This is a genomic window from Chromohalobacter marismortui, from assembly GCF_004364315.1.
GTDB classification, from domain to species: domain Bacteria; phylum Pseudomonadota; class Gammaproteobacteria; order Pseudomonadales; family Halomonadaceae; genus Chromohalobacter; species Chromohalobacter marismortui.
Genome location: NZ_SOBR01000002.1, coordinates 163,502 through 184,946, shown reverse-complemented (window position 1 = coordinate 184,946; position 21,445 = coordinate 163,502). Strand labels below are relative to the sequence as shown.

The 21,445-nt window shown below is 61.3% G+C and carries 19 protein-coding genes, 1 pseudogene and 1 riboswitch; of the genes and pseudogenes, 11 read left to right on the top strand and 9 right to left on the bottom strand.

Annotated features, from left to right (window positions below; all coding sequences use genetic code 11):
- Nucleotides 1-61: 61 nt before the first annotated feature.
- Nucleotides 62-195, bottom strand: a riboswitch (TPP riboswitch).
- A gap of 121 nt (nt 196-316) precedes the next feature.
- Nucleotides 317-1,198 carry an NAD(P)-dependent oxidoreductase gene (locus tag C8E00_RS04055; protein ID WP_133694881.1) on the top strand — a complete coding sequence of 294 codons (882 nt, stop codon included), beginning with the start codon at nt 317-319 and terminating at the stop codon, nt 1,196-1,198.
- A gap of 11 nt (nt 1,199-1,209) precedes the next feature.
- On the opposite strand, the gene C8E00_RS04050 is transcribed toward C8E00_RS04055, so the two are convergent.
- The 3 genes from C8E00_RS04050 to C8E00_RS04040 form a co-directional block, all read right to left on the bottom strand.
- Nucleotides 1,210-2,388, bottom strand: coding sequence for a PQQ-dependent sugar dehydrogenase (locus C8E00_RS04050; protein ID WP_133694878.1), 1,179 nt, complete (start codon nt 2,386-2,388; stop codon nt 1,210-1,212).
- A gap of 62 nt (nt 2,389-2,450) precedes the next feature.
- The gene (locus C8E00_RS04045) at nt 2,451-3,386 is read right to left on the bottom strand and encodes a lysophospholipid acyltransferase family protein (protein WP_243833108.1); all 936 of its coding nucleotides are present in this window, start codon (nt 3,384-3,386) and stop codon (nt 2,451-2,453) included.
- An 89-nt stretch (nt 3,387-3,475) separates the two neighbouring features.
- Nucleotides 3,476-3,835, bottom strand: coding sequence for a VOC family protein (locus C8E00_RS04040; protein ID WP_133694876.1), 360 nt, complete (start codon nt 3,833-3,835; stop codon nt 3,476-3,478).
- Between the two features lie 147 nt (nt 3,836-3,982).
- Here C8E00_RS04040 and C8E00_RS04035 point away from each other — a divergent pair, with 147 nt between their 5' ends.
- Nucleotides 3,983-4,651, top strand: coding sequence for a class I SAM-dependent methyltransferase (locus tag C8E00_RS04035; protein ID WP_133694874.1), 669 nt, complete (start codon nt 3,983-3,985; stop codon nt 4,649-4,651).
- Between the two features lie 258 nt (nt 4,652-4,909).
- Nucleotides 4,910-5,197, top strand: a complete 288-nt coding sequence (locus tag C8E00_RS04030; RefSeq protein ID WP_133694871.1) for a hypothetical protein — start codon at nt 4,910-4,912, stop codon at nt 5,195-5,197.
- A 236-nt stretch (nt 5,198-5,433) separates the two neighbouring features.
- Here C8E00_RS04030 and folK read toward each other — a convergent pair whose 3' ends face one another.
- Together folK and folB are read right to left on the bottom strand one after the other, a co-directional pair.
- Nucleotides 5,434-5,952, bottom strand: a complete 519-nt coding sequence (folK, locus tag C8E00_RS04025) for a 2-amino-4-hydroxy-6-hydroxymethyldihydropteridine diphosphokinase (RefSeq protein ID WP_133694869.1) — start codon at nt 5,950-5,952, stop codon at nt 5,434-5,436.
- On the bottom strand, nt 5,949-6,302 hold the full coding sequence (gene folB, locus C8E00_RS04020; protein ID WP_133694866.1) for a dihydroneopterin aldolase: 354 nt from the start codon (nt 6,300-6,302) through the stop codon (nt 5,949-5,951). Before folB ends, folK begins: the two co-directional genes overlap by 4 nt.
- A 149-nt stretch (nt 6,303-6,451) precedes the next feature.
- Here folB and C8E00_RS04015 point away from each other — a divergent pair, with 149 nt between their 5' ends.
- The gene (locus C8E00_RS04015) at nt 6,452-7,069 is read left to right on the top strand and encodes a glycerol-3-phosphate acyltransferase (RefSeq protein ID WP_133694864.1); all 618 of its coding nucleotides are present in this window, start codon (nt 6,452-6,454) and stop codon (nt 7,067-7,069) included.
- Here C8E00_RS04015 and tsaD read toward each other — a convergent pair.
- Nucleotides 7,050-8,081, bottom strand: coding sequence for a tRNA (adenosine(37)-N6)-threonylcarbamoyltransferase complex transferase subunit TsaD (gene tsaD, locus C8E00_RS04010; RefSeq protein ID WP_133694861.1), 1,032 nt, complete (start codon nt 8,079-8,081; stop codon nt 7,050-7,052). The two genes, C8E00_RS04015 and tsaD, sit on opposite strands and share 20 nt — an antisense overlap.
- 232 nt (nt 8,082-8,313) lie before the next feature.
- On the opposite strand from tsaD, the gene rpsU reads away from it, so the two are divergent.
- The 3 genes from rpsU to rpoD all read left to right on the top strand — a co-directional run bounded on the left by rpsU (nt 8,314) and on the right by rpoD (nt 12,586).
- Entirely contained in the window at nt 8,314-8,529 is a 216-nt protein-coding gene (gene rpsU, locus C8E00_RS04005) for a 30S ribosomal protein S21 (protein WP_040244373.1), read from the top strand.
- Nucleotides 8,530-8,681: 152 nt separating this feature from the next.
- Entirely contained in the window at nt 8,682-10,523 is a 1,842-nt protein-coding gene (gene dnaG, locus C8E00_RS04000; protein WP_133694859.1) for a DNA primase, read from the top strand.
- A 218-nt stretch (nt 10,524-10,741) separates the two neighbouring features.
- A complete protein-coding gene (gene rpoD / locus C8E00_RS03995; RefSeq protein ID WP_133694857.1) occupies nt 10,742-12,586 on the top strand; it encodes an RNA polymerase sigma factor RpoD in 1,845 nt (614 codons plus the stop codon).
- An 83-nt stretch (nt 12,587-12,669) separates the two neighbouring features.
- Here rpoD and C8E00_RS03990 read toward each other — a convergent pair whose 3' ends face one another.
- The gene (locus tag C8E00_RS03990; RefSeq protein ID WP_133694855.1) at nt 12,670-13,311 is read right to left on the bottom strand and encodes a hypothetical protein; all 642 of its coding nucleotides are present in this window, start codon (nt 13,309-13,311) and stop codon (nt 12,670-12,672) included.
- A gap of 176 nt (nt 13,312-13,487) precedes the next feature.
- On the opposite strand from C8E00_RS03990, the gene C8E00_RS03985 reads away from it, so the two are divergent.
- Together C8E00_RS03985 and C8E00_RS03980 are read left to right on the top strand one after the other, a co-directional pair.
- A complete protein-coding gene (locus tag C8E00_RS03985) occupies nt 13,488-15,395 on the top strand; it encodes a DUF294 nucleotidyltransferase-like domain-containing protein (RefSeq protein ID WP_133694853.1) in 1,908 nt (635 codons plus the stop codon).
- 7 nt (nt 15,396-15,402) lie between these two features.
- Nucleotides 15,403-16,125 carry a 3'-5' exonuclease gene (locus C8E00_RS03980; protein ID WP_133694850.1) on the top strand — a complete coding sequence of 241 codons (723 nt, stop codon included), beginning with the start codon at nt 15,403-15,405 and terminating at the stop codon, nt 16,123-16,125.
- A gap of 129 nt (nt 16,126-16,254) precedes the next feature.
- Here C8E00_RS03980 and C8E00_RS03975 read toward each other — a convergent pair whose 3' ends face one another.
- Together C8E00_RS03975 and C8E00_RS03970 are read right to left on the bottom strand one after the other, a co-directional pair.
- A complete protein-coding gene (locus tag C8E00_RS03975; RefSeq protein ID WP_133694847.1) occupies nt 16,255-17,898 on the bottom strand; it encodes a BCCT family transporter in 1,644 nt (547 codons plus the stop codon).
- Nucleotides 17,899-18,092: 194 nt separating this feature from the next.
- Nucleotides 18,093-19,016, bottom strand: coding sequence for a LysR substrate-binding domain-containing protein (locus tag C8E00_RS03970; RefSeq protein ID WP_133694844.1), 924 nt, complete (start codon nt 19,014-19,016; stop codon nt 18,093-18,095).
- Nucleotides 19,017-19,220: 204 nt separating this feature from the next.
- Here C8E00_RS03970 and C8E00_RS03965 point away from each other — a divergent pair.
- Nucleotides 19,221-20,534 (top strand): annotated as a pseudogene (locus C8E00_RS03965) (L-serine ammonia-lyase); the annotation flags it as partial.
- A gap of 172 nt (nt 20,535-20,706) precedes the next feature.
- Complete coding sequence (locus tag C8E00_RS03960) at nt 20,707-21,444, top strand: Crp/Fnr family transcriptional regulator (RefSeq protein WP_133694838.1); 738 nt, start codon at nt 20,707-20,709, stop codon at nt 21,442-21,444.
- The last annotated feature ends 1 nt before the right edge of the window (nt 21,445 follow it).

Genomic DNA, 21,445 nt, shown 5'->3' with positions numbered 1-21,445 from the left:
AAGTCAGGCCGGCGCACAGCGTAGGCGGGAGAAGTAAGCAACGATGAACGCTGTCCAAGCGCTGCGCACTCCGCTTGATCCCTACGCCGGTACTAGCCGGATCAGGTTCGTCGGGATCCGTCGTGGCTCCGCGATGATGTGAAACGCGAAGCAGGACGATCTCAGCCGGTTCCACCGGCACCCCGTCAAGCTGTCGTCTCGAGTCTAGCAAGGTATCGCCCAAATGAAATCCCCCATGCGATGTGTGCGACGACCGGGGCGTCAAATCCTTGTTTGCGTGCTAATGTTCAGGGGAGCCACCAAAGGAGAGTTGGATATGAACATTGGATTCATTGGCCTGGGGGCCATGGGACGTGGCATGGCGCAGCAATTGCTCGAGGCAGGGCATGAGGTCACGGTATGGAATCGTTCCCCTGAGGCTTCCGAGGCGCTCGCCGAGCAGGGCGCCAAGGTCGCCAAGAAACCGGCCGACGCGGCACGCCACGAGGTGCTGGTCAGCATGCTGGCGGACGACCAGGCGGCGCATCAAGTGCTCGTCGAGAGCAAGGCCGTCGAGGCGATGAAAAAGGGCAGCGTGCATATCAACATGGCCACGGTATCGGTGGCCTTTGCGCGCGGCATGGCGGCACTGCACGACCGCCTGGGCGTGGCCTACATCGCCGCGCCGGTGCTCGGACGTCCGGACGTGGCGGCGGCGGGCAAGCTCAATATCATCGCTGCCGGTGATCCGGCGCAGATCGAGCGGGTCAGGCCCGTGCTCGACGCCATGGGCCAAGCCGTATGGCCCTTGGGCGAATCGCCGGAGCGCGCCAACGTGGCCAAGATCGCGGCGAATTTCATGCTCGCCACCGCCATCGAGTCGATGGCCGAGGCGTCGACGCTGACCCGCGCATACGGCATCGAGGCCAGCGATTTTCTCGATGTCGTCACCAACACGCTCTTCGCCTCGCCGGCGTATCAGGGCTACGGGAAGATGATTGCCGACGCGCGCTTCGAGCCCGCCGGCTTCACGATGCGCCTGGGCCACAAGGATGTCGGTCTGGCCCTGCGCGCGGGCGACGAACAGCATGTCGCCTTGCCATTGGGTAGTGCGGTGCGAGATCGGCTGCTCGATGCCCTGGCGCACGGTGATGGTGAAAAGGACTGGTCGGGACTTGCCGAGGTTGCCGCGCGCCAGGCGCATCTGGATAAGCGCTAGACGTTGTCAGTTCACGGCGTCAGGCGGTACAGCCCGGTATCACCGTCGTCGGCGGTGAAATATAACGCTCCGTCGTGGTAGGCGACGCCGGCGGGGCGTGCCCAGCGTTCGCCGTTTGCCGCCTGAAAACCGCTGACCAGGTCGACCATCTGGCCTTGACGGCCGTCGTCATCGAGTCGGATGCCGACGATCTTGGGGGGCCGGCGAGTAGCACGCCCCCCGGATGCTTGCGTGGCCCAACTGCCATGGATGGCGCTGACCATGTCCACCTGCCAAGGGTTATCCTCAGGCAGGAAGGTAAGACCGATGGGGGCGCTACGCGCGGCGAAGGTGGCCACCGGCGGTGCCAGGGTGTCACGTCCGGCAGGCGGTGCCGAGTCGATGCATGTGTCGCGTTGCCACTCGTCGTCATTCCATTGATACCACGGCATGCCGTGGAAGCTCCCTGATTCGGCACGCACCAGCAGTTCGGGCGGCGCCTCGTATCCCCAATGGTCGGGGCCGTTATTGTTGAGGTATAGAATGCCTTGTGGACTCCAGGCCATGCCGATGGGATTGCGCAACCCGCTGACATAGGGCGTCCATCCGGGGGTCTCGTGCGTCGGATCGAGCGCCATCACGCCGCCACGCCGGTCCTCGAACGCGACGTCGTCGGCGAGGCGTTGCGCCGAGCAGTTGCCTTGTAGGCCGAGCGCGACATAAAGCCTGCCATCGGGGCCGACCGATAACGAACGCGAGGCATGGCCGCCACCGCCGGGCAAGTCGGCGACGCCCTCGAAGTCCACCTCGGTGACGTCCTGTCCCGGTGTATAGGCCGTGCGATAGAGATGATCGGTGGTCGCCACGTACAGGTAGCCGTCGTGCACCACCGCGCTGTGCGGGTAACCGGACAACGGAATTTCCGCATCGATACGATCATAGGGCGGTTGCAGACGGTACAGACGTCCCGCCTGGGAACCGATGAACATCTCGTCCTCGGGGCCAAAGCTGATCAGTCGAGGCGCGCGCAGCGCGAGCCGTTTTTCGAGCGTGGCACCGTCGGGCACGTTGGCCCGTGCCGCGTTGCCGACGACTTCCACGGGGGGGAGCGCCTGGGCCTGACCGGCAGCGATCATCATGGCGCCCAGCCAGAGGCCGGCAAGCGTCGGCGCGCTTCGTCTTAGTGCCTGGGTCGTGTGGTGAGCGATCATGCATGGCGCCTCGCGAAATGCTCTGGAGCAGTGTAGGCAACAATCGGCGGCGCGTCGCAGGTTCAGTAGATTCGAAAGCGTTTGAAGTCGGGGTGCTGAGCGGCTTGTTGCGGCGTCTTGCGGAAGCGCTTGTATTCCCACTGATACTGGGCGGGATCCAGGGCGATGGCGTGTTCCACGCTGGCGTTGACGCCGGTGGCCGAGAGCGCCTCGTCGCGTGAGTAGACGCGCTCGTCGGCGGCGAGGAAGTGCAGCGCGAAGCCATTGCCGTCGGGGAGACGTCGCGCCACGCCGGTGACGACCCGCGCTTCGGTGCGCGCTACCAGCTTGGGCAGCAGGGTGGCGGTATAGGCCGGGCGCTGGAAGAAGTCGGCAAAGACGCCGCTTCCCCAGCTCGGTTCCTGATCGGGGAGGATCCCCACCGCCTCGCAGCGCTTGAGCGCCTTGAGCAGCGAGGCGACACCGCGTGGATTGGTGGGCACCAGCTGGGCCCCCATGCGCTCGCGGCCATGCCGAATCACCGGGTCGAGCGCGTCGATCTTGGGTGGTTCGTACATGGCCGTGAACGGAAAATGACTGGACAGCCAGAAATTGAGGACTTCCCAGTTGCCGAAATGCGGCGCCAGCACGATCACGCCACGCCCCTGGGCGCGGGCATCGTCGAGCAGCTCGCGGCCATGCACGGCACGGATCGAATCTTCGACGCGTTGCGGGGCGGCCATCCAGGCAAACCCCAGCTCGAGCATGGTCGCCGACGAGTGCGTCAGGCTGTCTCGTGTCAGGCGTCGTTGCTGGCGTGACGCCATGTCCGGATAGACGTGTCTGAGATTGACGCGTGTCACGTCGCGTTCGCGGCGGCTGAAGGCGAGAATCAGCGGGCCGATCAGGCGGGCAAGCTGCCACAGCCGGTGGGGTTTCAAGCGTGCCAGAGTGCGCCACAACAGGGCGATGGCGCGTGCGCGTAAAGGTGCGGAAACGTCTTCGGACATCGAGCTCATGGCATCATCGGTTACGGCGGACGATAGGGCTTGTATTATACAGATCGCGCAGCGTATGCCCGCCTGCGCGGGTATACGCTATTATCTTGTCAGCGGCGCCGGGGGCGCGAAATTTCGATCGGATTGCCATCCGGGTCGCGTACATGAAGCCTGTCGGTGGCGTCTGACTCTCGGTCCAGCGGTACTCCGAGTACTTCTAGATGCGTCTTGACTTCCGCCAGCGGCAGAGCACTGCGAAAGCCCAGGGCCTGATTGCCTGGCATGGCAGGTTGCGTGTTGTCGGCCGTGGCTTGAACGGTGCATAGGCGCAAGGCGAAATCGTCCAGGTAGAGATCGGCGCGTGTCGCATCATGGTAGCGTGCCTCGAGTCCCAATACGCGGGTATAGAAGTCGATGCTACGTTCGAGGTCGGTGACGTTCACCACTAAATGGTCGATGGCATTGAGCATGGCGGATTGTCCAAAAAGTGACGGTCGGCCCCAAGGGGGGAAGGACATCATGCACGCTCGAGGTAGTTCTTATCCAGTCGAAAGATGCGCGCGTGTCGCCTTGTCGACGCGTCAGGCAGATCACTCATCCCCGTCATGCAAGGCCCCATGACAGAGAGCACCATATCACCGACCGCGGCCCCGCCATGTCCGCTATGCGCGGCGTCGTGCAGTGTGCCCTCGTCGGGCGCGCCGCCACGCAGCTATTATCGCTGCCCGGTGTGCGCCTTGATCTTCGTCGCTCCCGGAGAGCGCCCGACGGCCGAAGAAGAGCGTGCGGTCTATGATCTGCACGAGAATTCGCCCGACGACCCAGGTTATCGCCGCTTTTTGGCACGTCTGTGCGACCCCTTGCTGGCGCGGCTGTCGCCGGCCTCGCAAGGACTCGACTTCGGTTGCGGACCGGGACCGACATTGTCGGTCATGCTCGAGGAAGCCGGGCATTGCATGACGGTATTCGATCCTTTCTATGCGCCGTACCCCGAACGCTTGACGCGGGCGTACGACGTCATCACCGCCACCGAGGTGGTCGAGCACTTGCATGCACCGGGACGGGTGCTTCACGAGCTGGTCGAACGTCTACGTCCTGGCGGCTGGCTGGGCATCATGACCCAACGCAGCGATGCCGTCACCGACCTCAGCCGTTGGCGGTACATGCGCGACCCGACCCATGTGAGCTTCTTTGCTGAGCGCAGCTTTCACTATCTCGCCGAGCGGTACGGGCTCACGGTGACCTTCCCGCGTGATGATGTGGTGCTCTTGCAGCGGGTATCGTGAGGTTTCGGTGACGAAAAGAACTAGGAACTCAAGTATAAGAAAATCTCTTGCTTGTGCTCAAAGGGAGCAGAGGGAGCGGTGGTTTCAATGCTCCATTAAGCGCCATAAGCAGTAAAAACGACTGCATTATGATTTTTTGGGGCATATAGGTTTCGGCTATAGGCGCGATTGCCAAATCTGTTATTGCGTTCATTGTTAGCTTGCTATATATTTTACTCAACGTTCGCAAGCGAACATGAACACGCAAGGAGATCCATCATGCAAGTACGTACCCTGATTGCCGCCGTCGCACTCACCGCTCTGCCGGTGGCTGCTCAAGCTAGCGTCGCCTCCTCGGAAGCCATGCAGGTCAATCATGAATCACTGCAGACCGGCCAGAACGTCGAACAGTTAGACGTGAGCTTCAAGGAGCTAGATACCTCGGGCGCCGACAGTGTGGCCGTTGCCAAGGCTCGGCACTACATTTCAGTACACAACACCAAGCACACCAACCTGCCCAGCGATACGCAGGAGCAACAGCAGATCGGCCATAGCGCAGACTGGTAAAATGCCGATTGACGGCGTCGACAAGGCGCCGTCTGAGCGGGCATGCCAAAGCCATCCGCCTTTCGAGGCGGGTGGCTTTTCATTGTGTCGGCGGGAGCGAGTTTCAAGCGCTGGTGTGTCGCCGTCATGTCTCGCGTCAGGCGATCCGGCCAGGCTGGCAGTGCAGCAGCGACGTCACTGACCGCAATGCGACGCTGGCTGCTTTGGCAGGCATCACGCGGCCCGGTATCGAGGCGTCAATCCGGGTGCGAAATCGTGCGGCCACGCCAGGTGAAGGTCACGGGCCACAGGGGTTGGTCGGCGCTGGTGAATCGCGCCCACAGCTCGGCATAAGGATGTCCCGTCTCGGGATGCGGCGTTTGCGGTAGCAACTCGGCGAGTGGCAGCAGCACGAAGGCATGCTTGAGGATCTCGTCACGCGGGAGATCGACGCCTTCGATATGGCCGCATCGATCGCCCACCGTGAGCAGATCGATATCCAGGGTGCGGGGGCTGAACTTGGGACTGTCTGGCAGACGCCCGTTGTCGGCCTCGACCTGCTTGCACCAAGCTTGCAGCTCGCCGACCGAAAGAGACGAGTGGAACGCGGCGACGAGGTTGTAAAAATTGCGCCCATCCTCGAAGCCGACCGGCTCGCTTTCGAAAATTCGCGACACACGCACATCCTCGAACGTGTCGGCGAGTGCGTCGAGACAGGCAAGGACGTGTCGTTCACGGTCGATATTGCTGCCGATGCTGACGGTGACGTGTGTCATGCCTGCCCCCGCGTAATGCGTACGCCCACGCTGGCGGCATTGGCGACCGCGCCGGGTTTGCGGACGGTCAGGCAGAGCCAGGCGATGGCGAATTCCTGACGCAGGGTCTCGGCCAAGCGCTCGGCAAAGGTTTCGACAAGCGCGAACTGATGGGCCTCGGCGAATGCGCCGATACGCTCGCTGATGGCGGCGTAATCGAGCGTCAGGTGGATATCGTCTCGCTGTGCGGCGGGGCGAATGTCGGTGGCCAGTTCGAGATCCAGCCGCAGCCGCTGGCGAAGGGTGCGCTCCCAGTCGTAAACACCGATGACGGTGTCCACTTCCAGTGCCTCGATCAGCACGTGATCCACGGCGTATCCTCATTAGGTCAGGTGTTCATGCGGCGAAGCCTGGTCAGCGTTTCACCACATTGCAAACCTTAGATTGTACGTCATGGAAGTGGCAGAATCATGGGCGGGCCCATGCACTGGTGTGCCCACGCTACAAGGGAGTCCCAACCATGTCGCCAGCCCTGCCCGTCGCTGCCTTGATGATCGTCGGTTATTTGAGTGGTTCGCTGCTCGGGGCCGTCTGGGTGTGTCGTGCACTGGGGCGGCGTGATCCGCGTTACGTGGGATCGTGCAACCCTGGTTTTTCGAATGTTCTGCGTGTGCATGGGGCGTTACCGGCGGCCCTGACATTGACGGTCGATGCGGTCAAATCCATGCCGGTGTTGTGGGTGGCACAGCGCGAGGCATTGCCACTATGGATACAGGGTGCCATAGGCCTGTCGGTGCTGGTGGGGCACAGCTATCCCGCATGGCATCGCGGGCGTGGCGGCAAGGCCGTGGCGAGTGCCTTCGGTGTGCTGCTGATGATCGCGACACCCGTGGCCTGGGTCTGCGCCCTGTGCTGGGGGGTGCTGGCCTGGCGTTCGCGCACTGCGGCGGTGGCATCATTGGCCGCGGCCTTGCTCGCTCCCTTGGCCAGCTATTGGCTGGCGCGCGAGGCGACGCTGGTGGTCAGCGCCTTTTCGGCCCTGGTGCTGATTCGCCATGCCTGGAACATTCGCCGTCTGGGGCAGGGCAGTGAACCCGGCTTGAAACGTGAGAAAGGGGTCAAGCCGCCGGCGGATTGAGCGACGCCAGCGGCCAGCGTGGCGTGGCCTGCATCGTCATGTCGTCGCGTTCACCGGCGAGCAGGCGTTGGGCGCCGACGTACGCGATCATCGCGCCGTTGTCGGTGCAGAAACGTCCACGCGGATAGAAGGCCTGCGCCTGGCGCTTGGCGGTTTCATGGTCGAGACGTTCGCGCAGGCGTTGGTTGGCGCTGACCCCGCCGGCCACCACGAGACGCTTGAGCCCCGTGGCGTCGAGGGCGCGGCGGCACTTGATGACCAGCGTATCGACGACGGCGTCCTCGAAGGCGCGGGCGATGTCGGCGCGGTCCTGGTTGCTGAGCGAGCCGGCTTCCTGGAGCTTTCTGGTGGTGGTCAGCGTGTGCGTCTTGAGCCCCGAGAAGCTGAAGTCGAGTCCCGGTCGGTCGGTCATCGGGCGCGGGAAGCGAAACCGCTTGGGATCGCCGTGTGCGGCCAGCTTGGCCACTTGCGGGCCACCCGGATAGCCCAATTCGAGCATCTTGGCGGCCTTGTCGAAGGCCTCGCCCGCGGCGTCGTCGACCGACTCGCCCAGCAGGCGATAGCGTCCCAGGCCATGCACTTCCACGAGCTGCGTGTGCCCGCCCGAGACCAGCAAGGCCACGAATGGGAAGTCAGGGGAGGCCTCCTCGAGCATCGGTGCCAGCAGGTGGCCTTCCATGTGATGCACGCCGAGCACCGGGATGTTCCAGGCGCGGGCCAAGCCGTGCGCGGTCGAAGCGCCGACCATCAGGGCGCCGATCAGCCCGGGCCCGGCCGTGTAGGCGATGGCGTCGAGCTGGTTGCCGTCCAGCGCGGCCTCGTCGAGGACCTGGCGAATCAGTGGCAGCAGCTTGCGCGTATGATCGCGTGAGGCGAGTTCCGGCACCACGCCGCCGAATTCGGCGTGCATCGCCATCTGGCTATGCAGCGCATCGGCGATCAGGCCACGCTCGGTATCGTAGATGGCGACGCCGGTTTCGTCGCAAGAGGTCTCGATGCCCAGTACCCGCATGTGTCTTGGTTTCCCGCTATCCCGTGAAGCGCATCATTCTACGCCTTTCGCGGCGGGCATGGCAGGGGCTGAAGGTAAAGGCTTTGCAAAGCGCGCGCACGACGACTAGAATACTGTGTTCTGCAAGACTGGGTCGTGCACCCGTCATGCCGTTCGGCATTTGCTGAACACGTGCTGACCAAGGTGTGCGTTCAATCCAAACTCATCTTTCTCCAAGGTAGGTGATTGGTTAATGCCTTCTGTAAAAGTACGTGACAACGAGCCGTTCGACGTCGCCCTGCGGCGTTTCAAACGTTCTTGCGAAAAAGGCGGCGTTCTTTCCGAAGTCCGTCGTCGTGAAACTTATGAAAAACCCACTGCAGTGCGCAAGCGCAAGGCTGCTGCGGCGGTCAAGCGTCATGCCAAGAAACTGCAGCGTGAGCGCAAGCGTTTCGAACGGTTGTATTGATCCGTACTAGAGGTGGCCACGGCCGCCTTTTAGAGGGACGCCAAGCGGCTGCCATCGGGTGGCCGCTTGTTTTTCCCGCCCTGCTGTTTCCGCGATGCCAGGCTCCGTGATTTCCGCGATACAGACAACGTTTCGTCGAGCGCCTCCCCGCCATGGCTGGACAGATACCCCAACGCTTCATCGATGATTTGCTGGCGCGTACCGACGTGGTCGAGATCGTCGGCGAGCGCGTTAAGCTCAAGAAGGCTGGTCGCAACTACGCCGGCCTATGTCCTTTTCATCAGGAAAAGTCGCCGTCTTTCACCGTCAGTGCCGAGAAGCAGTTCTATCACTGTTTCGGCTGCGGCATGCACGGCAATGCGCTGCGCTTCTTGATGGCGTTCGATCATCTGCGATTTCCCGAGGCGGTCGAGCAGTTGGCATCGCGCTTGGGGTTGGACGTGCCCCGTGAAGGTGGCGACGATCCACGTGCCCAGGAGCGTGAGCAGCGTCGGGAGGAAGCGGTCAATCTGCTCGAGCTGTCGGCGAGTTTCTTCCGTGAGCGTCTGGCGGTGGCGGAAGGCAGCGAGGCACGCGCGTATCTCGAGCGTCGCGGATTGTCGCCGGACGTCGTGCGCGAGTTCGGTATCGGCTTCGCTCCGGACAAGTGGGAAGCGCTCAAGCGACACTTGGCGGAACGAGGGATCAGCGATGCAGTACAGATCGAATACGGGCTGCTGGTGCACCGTGAGGACTCTGGGCGCAGCTACGACCGCTTTCGCAATCGGGTGATGTTTCCAATCCGTGATTGGAAAGGGCGCACGATTGCGTTCGGCGGGCGCGTGCTTGGAGATGCCAAGCCCAAGTACCTGAATTCGCCCGAGACGCCAGTGTTCCACAAGGGGCGCGAGCTGTACGGCCTCTACGAGGCGCGTCAAGCCAATGCGCGGCTGGAGCGCATGCTGGTGGTCGAGGGGTACATGGATGTCGTGGCGTTGGCGCAATTCGGGGTGCGCAACGCCTGTGCGACCCTGGGAACCTCGCTTAGCGAAGACCATTTGCAGCGTCTGTTTCGCCTGGTGGGCGAGGTCGTGTTTTGTTTCGACGGCGATCAGGCAGGACGGCAGGCCGCGCGTCGCGCGCTGGAAACGGTGCTGCCGTCGATGATCGATGGGCGCCAGGTGCGTTTCCTGTTTCTTCCCGAAGGCGAAGATCCGGACACCCTGATCCGGCGCGAAGGCGCCGAGGCCTTCGAGAACCGTGTGTTATGCGCCGCCCCGCTTTCGGAATTTCTTTTCGATCAGGCGGCCGAAGGGCGCGATCTCAAGCACATCGAAGAGCGTGAGCGTTTCGTCACGACGGTCTTGCGCGCCTTGGAGCGCCTGCCTGAGGGCGTTTTGAAATCGCTGTTGCTGCGCGAACTCTCGCAGCGCACCGGCGTCGAGCAGGCGCACTTTCAGACATTGCTGGCGCGTGCCGATAAGGTATCAGAAGGTCAGGCGCTTGCGTCTCCCGACACGGGACCCCCGTCGTGGGAAAAGGCGCCCTCCCGAGGTGTTTCATCGGGTGGTGGGTATGGGGCGTTGGGCCTCGTGGGTCGCTTGCTGCATTTGTTGGTGCACGAGCCTGGCTTGGTGAATCGCCTGCCCGAGTCGCTCGATTGGTGCCCTGATGACGAGGGCGATGGCGCGCTGTGTCACGAAGTGGTGCGCTTGATTCGCGCGGGAGGCTATCGCAACGCACAGGTCTTGCTGGCGCACTTTCACGGTACGCCCGAAGGCGAGCGGCTCGCCTGGCTGGCGCGTCGGGAATTGTTGATGCCTCGCGACGCACGCGGCGCCGAGGTGGAAGGCCTGGTCGACGGCTTGCGTCAGCGCCATTCGCAGCGCTCGCCGCAGGAGGCCATCGATGCTTTGCTGGCGCGCGAGCGGCAGGGGGAGCGTCTCTCCCGTGAAGAGCGGGCACGGCTGATGACGTTACTGACGGAGTTGAAGGGCGGTGCTCCTCCAGCATGACGGTCGTGGAGAAGATGCCTGCCGCGACGGGTTGAATTGGCGCAAAACGTCGCCATTTACTAGGCAATATCTAAAGGATAGCCGAACACACTAGCACACCTGGATGACAAGACAAATACGATACTGGCAGTAAAATGCCCTTAGCGGCTATACTGGCAGGCTTAGCAGCGTTTCGATCCGTTCGCTTCCAGGTGCTCCATTGTCGAGATAGGGTTTCTATGGCTGGAAATACGCAGCAGTCACGTCTGAAGGAGTTGATCGCCCAGGGTAAGGAGCAAGGCTTCCTGACCTACGCGGAGGTCAACGACCATCTTCCCGAGGATATCGCCGATCCCGATCAGGTGGAAGACATCATCGCGATGATCAACGACATGGGTATCAGCGTCGTCGAGGAGGCACCTGACGAAGATACCCTGATGATGTCCGATCAGTCCGCCGACGAGTCGGCGGCGGAAGAAGCCGTTGCCGCCTTGGCCGCGGTCGAGAGCGACGTCGGGCGTACCACCGACCCCGTGCGCATGTACATGCGCGAGATGGGAACGGTGGGGTTGTTGACGCGCGAAGGCGAGATCGAAATCGCCAAGCGCATCGAAGAAGGCACCCGCGAGGTGATGTCCTCGCTGGCGTATCTGCCGGGCGCCGTGGATTCCGTGCTGGAGGCCTATGATGCCACTCAGGACGAGGAAGCGCCGGGGCGGCTGTCCGATTTGTTCTCGGGCTTCATCGACCCCGACGAGGGAATTCCCGGTGTGGCCGAGGCGGACGTTGCGGAGCCCGAGCCCGAGCGTAATGCCCTGGACGGCGAGGCGTCCGAAGAGGAAGACGACGCCGAGGAAGAAGAAACCGGCGGCGGCCCTGATCCCGAAGAAGCGCGGGCGCGTTTCGAGCAGATTCGCGAACAGAACGAGCGTGCCAAGGCCGCGATCGACAAGCATGGCCTGGGGTCCTCGGAGGCGAATCAAGAGCAGGCGCGTCTTGCCGAACTGTTCTCGCCGATCAAGCTGGTGCCCAAGCACTTCGAGCGCTTGGTGGGGCAGGTGCGCATCAGCATCGAGCAGATTCGTGGTCAGGAAAAGGCCATCATGCAGGTCTTCGTGAAGCAGGCCAAAGTGCCGCGCAAGACGTTCATCGGCTCTTTTCCCGGCGCCGAGTCCGACCTTGAATGGCTGGACCGTTTCAAAGCCAAGCATGCCAAGTACGCCGAGCGGGTCGAGCCGTTCCGTGCCGATATCCTGCGTGCCCAGCGCAAGATCGGCTTCGAGGAAGAAATGGTGCGCTTGCCGGTCACGAACATCAAAGAAGTCAATCGGCGGTTGTCGATTGGCGAGGCCAAGGCGCGTCGTGCCAAGAAAGAAATGGTCGAGGCCAACCTGCGCCTGGTGATCTCGATCGCCAAGAAATACACCAATCGTGGCCTGCAGTTCCTGGATCTCATTCAGGAGGGCAACATCGGTTTGATGAAGGCGGTGGACAAGTTCGAATACCGCCGTGGCTACAAGTTCTCGACCTATGCCACCTGGTGGATTCGCCAGGCGATCACGCGCTCCATTGCCGACCAGGCACGCACCATTCGTATTCCGGTGCACATGATCGAGACCATCAACAAGCTCAATCGCGTCTCGCGCCAGATGCTGCAGGAAATGGGCCGTGAGCCGACGCCGGAAGAGCTGGGCGAGCGCCTCGAAATGCCGGAAGACAAGGTTCGCAAGGTGCTCAAGATCGCCAAGGAACCGATCTCCATGGAAACGCCGATCGGTGACGACGACGACTCGCATCTCGGTGATTTCATCGAGGATGGCACTATGCTGCTGCCGATCGACTTGGCCACCGGTGAAGGCCTGATCGAGGCGACCCGCAACGTGCTGGGCGGCTTGACGGCGCGTGAAGCCAAGGTGCTGCGCATGCGCTTCGGGATCGACATGAATACCGATCACACGCTGGAAGAGGTCGGTAAGCAGTTCGATGTAACGCGTGAGCGCATTCGTCAGATCGAGGCCAAGGCGCTACGCAAGCTTCGCCATCCGTCGCGTTCCGAACCGCTGCGGACTTTCCTCGACGAGTAAGTCGGGCAAGGGCGCAAGCCGGGTATGAAAAAACCCGCGAGGTCATCCTCGCGGGTTTTTTGTGGCCGGTCGTGCATGCTTCGTCAGGCGGCGCGGGCGCGACGTTGCAGCAGGAGCACCAGCTCGATGCAGGCGAAAAAGAGCAGCATGTAGCCGGCCAGTTCGGTGACTTCCTCGGCGGCGTCCTTGATGACGCGCTGGTAATGGTCGCCCAACATGGCTTCCCAGAATGCCGAACGACCGTAAAGCCGCGAGAAAACGTAGGTGGTGAGAAAGCCGGCGGTGAACATGCCGAGTCCCAGGCTGTTGGAAATCGACTTGAATTCGGCGACGAAGGCGTGGCGTTGACGGATGACCACGAACAGCGCCGGTAGCACGACCAGGATCACGATCACCTGCCAGGCGCCGTCGAAGACATAGCGGTCCAGCCAGTAGTCGTTTTCACGCACATAGGAGGCGAACAGAAACGCGCCCATCAACAGGCTGACATGAGGGATGGCCGACGGTCTGCGATGGAGGTAGCCCATCATCAGGGCGCTGATCAAGAGCAGGGTCGACTGCATGAGCTCGGTCAAAGAAGACTCGGTGAAGCGGTCGACGCCCGACTGGGCATCGAGCATGACGAGTTGCATGGCGCCAGCGACGCACAGGGTATAGCAAAATGCGCGAACGCAAAGGGCCTTGAAGCTGATGGTGGCTTCGGCGGGGGGTGGCAAATGAGGCATACGGCGTCTCTGGCGTGCATCCAAGTGGCGACATGGCGAGTGTTAAGCAATGCTTAATTTTAGCAAGAAAACTAATTATAAGAAACGCCGTTTCCTATCTTGTAGGTAGACCTTTACAGAGTCTGGCGAGAAACTCAGACTAGCTAGATTGCCCTGCCACTGTCCGAGAGCATTGCATGCAAGCAGAATTGCTGGAAGTTCGTCAGCACATGGCGCAGTACCCGCCTTTCGAGCAACTATCCGACGACTTGCTCGATGAGCTGGCCGGTCAGGTCGAGGTGGGCTACTTTCAGGCCGAGACCGATATTTATCGCCATGGCGATGCCGTTGAGTATCTTCACTACATTCGCAGTGGGGCGATCGATCTGTATCGACGTAACGGCGATCTCTACAACCGTCTCAGCGAAGGCGATATATTCGGCCAGTTCGACCTGCTTCGCGATCAACGGGTGCGCTTCCCGGCGCGCGCGATCGAAGACACGCTGATCTATTTCATTCCCCATGCGGTGTTCCAGCACTTGTGCGAAGCGGACGACAGCTTCGCCGATTTCGTCGAGGTCGAGCGGCCGCGCCTGGAAGCAACCGTCGACCAGCAGCGCAAGGGGCACGAGATGCTGGTCACCAAGGTGCGTAAGCTTGCCTCGCGAGCCCCGGTGATGGTGGAAAGTGAGGCGACAGTACAAGAGGCGGCCCAGCGCATGGGAGGGCATAATGCCTCTTCGGTGTTGGTGCTGGCGGCGCCGCAGGCGTCCGACGACGCGCACGCCTTTTCGTACGGAGAAGGGCAACGACGCCGCATGGTGGGGATACTCACCGACCACGACCTGCGTAACCGAGTGCTTGCCGAAGGACTGCCAGCGAGCACCCAGGTAGGGCAGTTGATCAACGAGCGGCCGATCACCATTCAGTCCGACGAGTCGGTCTATGAGGCGATGCTGCGCATGCTGCGCAACAACATCCACCATTTGCCGGTGCTTCATCGCCGTCGACCGATCGGCGTGTTGCATTTGTCCGATATCGTGCGCTATGAGACCAATAGCAGCCTGTATCTGGTGGACAATATCTTTCGCCAGCCGAATGTCGAAAGCCTCGCCGCGATGAAAAGCGACGTGCGTGCGGCCTTCGTGCGCATGGTCACCGAAGATGACAACTCGCAAATGGTCGGCAGCTCGCTGTCGAGCATCGGGCGTGCTTTCACGCGACGCCTGCTGGAATTGGCCGAAGAAGAACTCGGACCACCGCCGGTACCGTATTGCTTCATGGCGCTGGGATCGATGGCGCGTAACGAACAATCCATCGTCACCGATCAGGACAACGCCTTGGTGCTGGATGATCGCTTCGATCCCCAGCAGCACGACGCCTATTTCCTGGCCTTGGCGCAACGCGTGAGCGATGGCCTGGCGGCTTGCGGTTATAGCTATTGCAAGGGCGACATCATGGCTACCAACCCACGTTGGCGTCAGCCCTTGAAAGTATGGCAGCAATATTTTCGCGATTGGATCGACGATCCCAGCGCTGAGCGCTTGCTGCATAGCTCTATTTTCTTCGATCTCGATAGCGTCTATGGGGAAGAAGTGTTCGCCGAACGCTTGCAGGACCTGGTCGCCGAGCGTGCCTCCCAGCGGCCACGCTTTTTGGCCGCGATGGCGCGTAATGCGCTGAACCGCACGCCCCCGCTGGGTTTTTTCCGTACCTTCGTGATGGAAAAGGATGGCGAGCAGAACAATACGATCAATCTCAAGCGGCGCGGCACGGCGCCTTTGGTTGATCTGATTCGTGTGCATGCGCTGGCCTGCGGCTCAAGGGCGCAGAACTCCTTCGAGCGCCTCGAGGAGATCAATAAGACCCGCTTGCTCGCGGGGCATTCCGGGGAACGTATTCGCTACGCCCTGGAATTCATCGCCATGGTACGTATTCGTCACCAGGTCATCGATATCCAGGAAGAGCGTGAACCGGACAATAATATCGAGCCGGAAAACGTCTCGGATAACGAGCGTCACAATCTCAAGGACGCCTTCCAGGTCCTGAGTAATGCCCAGAAGTTTCTGAGGTTCCGTTACCCTATGCCTTCCAACAAGCGCTGATAGTCGCATGAAGCCACTGCTTTCACGTCGCTCTCAGGCGCCGACCTGGGCGAGCTACTTCATGGCACGTCGCGAGCAAACGCGCGATACGGCCTTGGAGCGTTACTTCGATGTCGCCATGCCGGGGCCGGAGACGCCCATCGGTGACGTGCCGATGCTGGCCATGGACATGGAAACCACCGGCCTCGATGAGCAGCGTCATGCGATCGTCAGTATCGGCGTGGTGCCATTCGATCTACGGCGCATTCGGCTTGCCGAACGGCGCTACTGGATCGTGAGGCCGCCGCGTCCTCTCAATGAGCGCTCGATTACCTTTCACCATATTACTCATAGCGAGATCGAGCAGGCCCCTGACCTTGATGATGTTCTCGATGAGCTATTGGCCGTAATGGCTGGGCGTATCGTCGTGGTGCATTACCGACATATCGAACGTACCTTCCTTGATGCTGCCGTCAAGGCACGCCGTGGTGAGGGCATTCACTTCCCGGTGATCGATACCATGTCGCTGGAAGCCCGCCTGCACCGTCAGCCCTTGTGGGCGCGCTTTCGGCGTTGGCTGGGACGTCCACCGGCCTCGATCCGGCTGCCCGATAGTCGCACGCGCTATGGCCTGCCGCCTTATCAGGCACACCATGCCCTGATCGACGCCCTCGCCACCGCGGAGCTGCTGCAGGCACAGATTGCGCATCACTATCGTCCTGAGACGCCGTTGAGCGAGGTATGGAACTGAACGCGGCAGGCGCTTGGCGAGACGGTGTTTGACGAGATGACAGCCGGGCGAAGTCGCGGACCGACGTCGCAACGCAAGAAGGCGGCCCCCAGGGGCCGCCTTCTGCATGGTGCGAGTGGAATGCTCGCGTCAGGTGCCGCGTGGTTCGCTCATCAAGCCTTTGACGATGGCGTAGCAGGCCACCAGCAGAACCAGCGTAAAGGGCAGGCCCGTGGTGATGACCGCTGTCTGCAGCGCGGTGAGGCCACCCCCCAGCAGCAGGGCGATGGCGATCGCGCCTTCGATCAAGGCCCAGAAGATACGCTGAGGCTTGGGCGCATCGACCTTGCCGCCGGCAGTGATCGAGTCGATGACCAGCGAGCCGGAATCCGATGAGGTGATGAAGAAGACCATCACCAGCACGATGCCCACGAACGAAGTGATCGCGGTCAGCGGCAGTTGGCCGAGCATGGTAAACAGTTGCAATTCCAGCGCGGCATTCTTGACGCCTTCGAAGCCTTGGTTGATGTACTGGTCGATGGCGGTACTGCCGAAGGCCGTCATCCACAGGACCGAGACCAGGGTCGGTACCACCAGCACGGCGATCAGGAATTCGCGGACGGTGCGACCACGGCTGACACGCGCGATGAACATGCCCACGAACGGTGACCAGGAGATCCACCAGGCCCAGTAGTAGGCCGTCCAGCCTTGCGTGAAGCCGGTGTCCTCACGTCCAAAGGGATTGGAAAGGGCGGGGAGGTTCTTGGCATAACCCCACAGGTTCTCGAAAAAGCCGGTGGCGATCAGCAGTGTCGGGCCGACGAAAATCACGAACAGCAGCAGCAGGAAGGCCAACGCCATGTTGAGCTGAGAAAGGCGCTGTACACCCTTGTCGACCCCGGCAAGCACCGAGCCCAGTGCCACCAGCGTGATACCAAAGATCAACAGCACCATGGTGGTATTGGTGTTGGGCGTATCGAACAGATAGTGCAGCCCCGCCGAAGCCTGGGACGCACCCAGCCCGAGAGAGGTGGCCAGGCCGAAGAGCGTGGCGAAGACCGCCAGAATGTCGATGACATGACCCGGCCATCCCCAGATGCGCTCCCCCAGAATCGGGTAGAAGATCGAGCGCATGGTCAGCGGGAGGCCCTTGTTGTAGGCAAACAGGGCCAGCGACAGTGCGACAATGGCGTAAACGCCCCAAGGGTGAAGCCCCCAGTGGAAAATCGTCGCGGACATGGCGAGTTGTATGGCGGCTTGCTCATTGCCAGGGGCGCCGCCCAAGGGCGCGCTCGATGCACCCTGCATCGAGGTGCTGAAATGCGTCATCGGCTCGGAGACGCCGTAGAACATCAAGCCGATGCCCATCCCCGCCGCGAACAGCATGGCGAACCAGCCGGCATAGCTGAAGTCCGGCGTGGCGTGAGCGCCGCCGATACGCACCTTGCTCAAAGGCGTGAAGATCAACACGATGGCAAGTATCACGAAAATATTGGCAGCCAGGAGAAAGAACCAATCCATGTTGCCCGTCAAGAACGAGAACATGGCATTGAAGATCGGCTCCACCTGGTTCTGGAACGCCAGTGTCACGATGACGAAGAATAAGATCATCAACGACGAGATCGTGAAGACCTTGCCGTGAAGGTCGAAATCGATGCCGAACTTCGTCGAGGTGATGTTGTCTTGACCTATGACGTAGTCGGTATCGATCAGGTTGGCCGGCCCATCCGGAGCCGGTACGCCCTCGGAGCCCGCATTCGGCTCTTGCGTATCGTCCTGCGAACGTTTGTCCATGAGAATTCTCCGTCTCAGGTAAGCGTAGATGCGTCATTGACGCGAGAATGCCGTGTTGGCAATTAGCGTATTGTGCTTAAAAGCTATTGTACTCAATAAGTTTGCAGAGTTGAGTCGTTTTTGCCATCGAGACCTTAAACGTTTTGTGCGGTGTTTCGCAAAAAAATGCATTCTCGGCGGAATCGACCTGGCATTCAATGGCCATGGCCGCGTGCCGCTTCCTCGACGATCCAGTCATGCACGGCACGCACTCGGCGATCGTCCAGTGCGCCGGGATGATAGACCAGGCCATAGGTCTTGCCGGTGGCCACGGCGCCAGCGAACGGTGCTATCAATGCCCCGGTGTCCAGCTCATCGGTAATCAGCGTGCGCCGCGCGATCGCCACGCCCATGCCGGCGATGGCCGCCTCTACCGTCAGGTGGTTGCGGTTGAAGGTATAACCTCGCCGCACATTGACGGAACCGGCGTCCAGGGCGTTCAGATAATGTTCCCACTCGGCGTAATCATGACTGCCGCGCCATGCGGTAACGTCATGCAATAGCGGGTAATAGCCCAGGTCCTCGGGACGCACCAGCGGCGGACGGCGTCGCAACAGTTGTGGCGAGCATACCGCAAAGATTTCCTCATCCATCAGCGGCGTGATCTGGAAACCCGCATAGCGCCCGTCATTCAGGTCGATGGCCAGCTCGAACTCGCCCTCGCGCAGTGACAGGTTGCTGTCCTCGGAGGCGACATGCAACTCGATGTCGGGAAAGCGTGCCTGCAAGCGCGTCAGTCTTGGCATCAACCATTTGGCGAGAAAGGAAGGCACGCAACGCAGGCGCAGGACACCGCTCATGACCCCCGTGCGCAGACGACGTACCTCCATGCCGACCGCATCGTAGGCTTGATCGACCACGGCAGCCAGGCGTTGGCCTTCGTCAGTGAGCTCCAGGCGTCGTGGCAGGCGCCGGAAGAGCTTGAAGCCCAGGCGTTCCTCGAGCTGTTTGATCTGCTGGCTGACCGCACCGGTCGTCACATGCAGCTCTTCCGCGGCCCGCGTAAAGGAAAGGTGTCGGGCACTGATGGTGAAGACTTTCAGCCAGGCATGGGTTTGGGCGTGCAGGGTGCGGCTCATGGTTTAGTGATTCTAAAGCTTTGTCGAATTATTCTCCGTTGCCCGGCGTTCAGGCTGGCACCAAGCTAGAATCAAATCGAGTGGCTGACAAGCTCGTTTAGAAAATTTGATTCATGAAGACGGCTCGAGGTGTCACGCATGGCAATTAGTGTGTTCGATCTATTCAAGGTGGGAATTGGCCCCTCCAGTTCGCATACGGTCGGTCCCATGCGTGCGGCCTGCGACTTCATCGATGTGTTGCGCGTGCATGACTGGCTGACGCGTGTCACGCGCATCGAAGTGCATCTGCATGGTTCGCTGTGTGCCACTGGCGAAGGGCATGGCACGGACCAGGCCGTGATCATGGGACTCATGGGCGAGCGTCCCGAGACCATCGATCCCGAGATCATGCCCGCCTGCATGGAGGAGCTACGTGAATCGCAGACCTTGCTGCTGGCGGGTCAACACCCTATCTCGTTTCCCTGGAAGCGCGACATGCAGTGGTATGACGCGCCGCTCGCCTACCATCCCAATGCGTTGCGCCTCATCGCGCATGCTCATGATGAAGAACTTTACCGCAATACCTATTACTCCGTGGGCGGCGGTTTCGTCATCGACGAGGCCCAGGCCGCCAACGGTGCGCTGGATACCGACACCACAACCTTGCCCTACGACTTTGCGACGGCGGATGAATTGCTGGCGCTGTGCCGCACCCATGGGCTGCGCATCTCCGAGTTGATGCTCGAGAACGAGAAGGCTTGGCGCGACGAGGACAGCGTCCGCGATGCGCTGTGGCATATCTGGGTGGCGATGAAAGACTGCGTCGACAACGGCCTGCGTCATGATGGCGTCCTGCCTGGTGGGCTCAACGTCAAGCGTCGTGCAAGTATCTTGCATCGGCGCTTGCAGGCAGCCAGCGACAATACCAGCGTCATCGCCTCGACCTTTTCGGCCATGGATTGGGTCAATGTCTTCGCCCTGGCCGTCAACGAGGAAAACGCCGCCGGCGGGCGCATGGTGACCGCGCCGACCAACGGTGCGGCGGGCATTGTGCCGGCGGTACTGCACTACTATATGCAGTTTCAACCGGATGCCAGTGAACGCGATGTCGTGGATTTTCTGCTGGCGGCCGGTGCCATCGGTATCCTGTGCAAGAAGAATGCCTCGATTTCTGGCGCCGAGGTCGGTTGCCAAGGGGAGGTCGGCTCGGCCTGCGCCATGGCCGCCGCCGGGCTTGCCGACGTAATGGGCGGTACGCCCGCGCAGGTCGAGAATGCCGCCGAGATCGGTCTCGAGCACAACCTGGGATTGACCTGCGACCCCATCGGCGGCCTGGTGCAGGTGCCCTGCATCGAGCGCAACGCCATCGCCTCGGTGAAGGCCATCAACGCTGCGCAGATGGCGTTGGGCGGCGACGGCGAGCATTTCGTATCCCTCGACCGGGTCATTCGCACCATGCGCGATACCGGCGCCGACATGCAGGACAAATACAAGGAAACTTCGCGTGGTGGCCTGGCGGTGAATGCCATCGAATGCTGACGTCGAATCACTCGATCAACCCTTTGGGACACCTTGATGGTGTCCTTTTTTTGATTCGGGATCGCACCGTGTGGCCTTCTATGGTTTTATTTCGTCGTGAATAGTGCGCTTGGCGTTGCCGGGATAGGCTCAGCGCACTGTCTCCAGGACTCCCGACGGAATACGAAAGATCATGAGCGAGAACGATAGCTGTATCATCCGCCATTTCAGGCATTACGCGAACCTTACCGAGAGTGACGAAGCCCTGCTGGACTCGCTCGAACGCGAGCCGCGCGAGGTAGAGCGGGGGGAGGCGTTGTGGCAAACCGACGATCCAGCGGGGCGCTTCTGCACGCTTTCCAAGGGGTGGGCGTATTCCTTTCGTGACATGGAAGACGGCTCGCGCCAGATCCTCGAAATCTACCTGCCGGGGGATGTCATCGGCCTGCGCGAATTCGCCTTTCAAGAGCGTCTGGCGGGTGTGATGATGATCGACGACGGCATCGTCTGCGATTTTCCTCATCGCCGCTTGCTCGAGGTGTTTCGCGAGTCCTTCACGCTGTCGATGATTTTCTTCGCGGTCTCCTCCCAGCAGCAAGCCTTGCTGACCGAGCGCCTGGTCAATCTGGCGCGGCGCAGCGCACGTCAGAAAGTGGCACATCTCATCTATGAGATGTATATGCGCTTGCAGCGCACTATGCCGCATGCTACGCGGCGTTTCCGTCTGCCATTGTCACAGCAACAACTGGGCGACGCGCTGGGCCTCACGTCGGTGCATATCAGCCGGACGCTGAGTGGATTTCGCGAGGATGGCCTGTTGCTCCGCGAGCGTCAGTGGGTCGAGCTGCTCGATCCTGATGCGCTGGCCCGTGAGGCCGAGTTCGCAGGCCGCTATTTGCGCGACGGATTGGGGCCAATGGCGGGAGAGTAAG

Excerpts from the sequence above, each read along its gene's own strand:
- C8E00_RS03970 (WP_133694844.1), bottom strand. The coding sequence starts at position 19,016 with ATGAGCCGCACCCTGCACGCCCAAACCCATGCCTGGCTGAAAGTCTTC.
- C8E00_RS04050 (WP_133694878.1), bottom strand. The coding sequence starts at position 2,388 with ATGATCGCTCACCACACGACCCAGGCACTAAGACGAAGCGCGCCGACG.
- C8E00_RS04045 (WP_243833108.1), bottom strand. The coding sequence starts at position 3,386 with ATGAGCTCGATGTCCGAAGACGTTTCCGCACCTTTACGCGCACGCGCC.
- C8E00_RS04015 (WP_133694864.1), top strand. The coding sequence starts at position 6,452 with ATGTCGCCAGCCCTGCCCGTCGCTGCCTTGATGATCGTCGGTTATTTG.
- C8E00_RS04035 (WP_133694874.1), top strand. The coding sequence starts at position 3,983 with ATGACAGAGAGCACCATATCACCGACCGCGGCCCCGCCATGTCCGCTA.
- C8E00_RS03985 (WP_133694853.1), top strand. The coding sequence starts at position 13,488 with ATGCAAGCAGAATTGCTGGAAGTTCGTCAGCACATGGCGCAGTACCCG.
- C8E00_RS04055 (WP_133694881.1), top strand. The coding sequence starts at position 317 with ATGAACATTGGATTCATTGGCCTGGGGGCCATGGGACGTGGCATGGCG.
- tsaD (WP_133694861.1), bottom strand. The coding sequence starts at position 8,081 with ATGCGGGTACTGGGCATCGAGACCTCTTGCGACGAAACCGGCGTCGCC.
- C8E00_RS03980 (WP_133694850.1), top strand. The coding sequence starts at position 15,403 with ATGAAGCCACTGCTTTCACGTCGCTCTCAGGCGCCGACCTGGGCGAGC.
- C8E00_RS03960 (WP_133694838.1), top strand. The coding sequence starts at position 20,707 with ATGAGCGAGAACGATAGCTGTATCATCCGCCATTTCAGGCATTACGCG.
- rpsU (WP_040244373.1), top strand. The coding sequence starts at position 8,314 with ATGCCTTCTGTAAAAGTACGTGACAACGAGCCGTTCGACGTCGCCCTG.
- C8E00_RS03975 (WP_133694847.1), bottom strand. The coding sequence starts at position 17,898 with ATGGACAAACGTTCGCAGGACGATACGCAAGAGCCGAATGCGGGCTCC.
- C8E00_RS04030 (WP_133694871.1), top strand. The coding sequence starts at position 4,910 with ATGCAAGTACGTACCCTGATTGCCGCCGTCGCACTCACCGCTCTGCCG.
- dnaG (WP_133694859.1), top strand. The coding sequence starts at position 8,682 with ATGGCTGGACAGATACCCCAACGCTTCATCGATGATTTGCTGGCGCGT.
- C8E00_RS04040 (WP_133694876.1), bottom strand. The coding sequence starts at position 3,835 with ATGCTCAATGCCATCGACCATTTAGTGGTGAACGTCACCGACCTCGAA.
- C8E00_RS03990 (WP_133694855.1), bottom strand. The coding sequence starts at position 13,311 with ATGCCTCATTTGCCACCCCCCGCCGAAGCCACCATCAGCTTCAAGGCC.
- folK (WP_133694869.1), bottom strand. The coding sequence starts at position 5,952 with ATGACACACGTCACCGTCAGCATCGGCAGCAATATCGACCGTGAACGA.
- rpoD (WP_133694857.1), top strand. The coding sequence starts at position 10,742 with ATGGCTGGAAATACGCAGCAGTCACGTCTGAAGGAGTTGATCGCCCAG.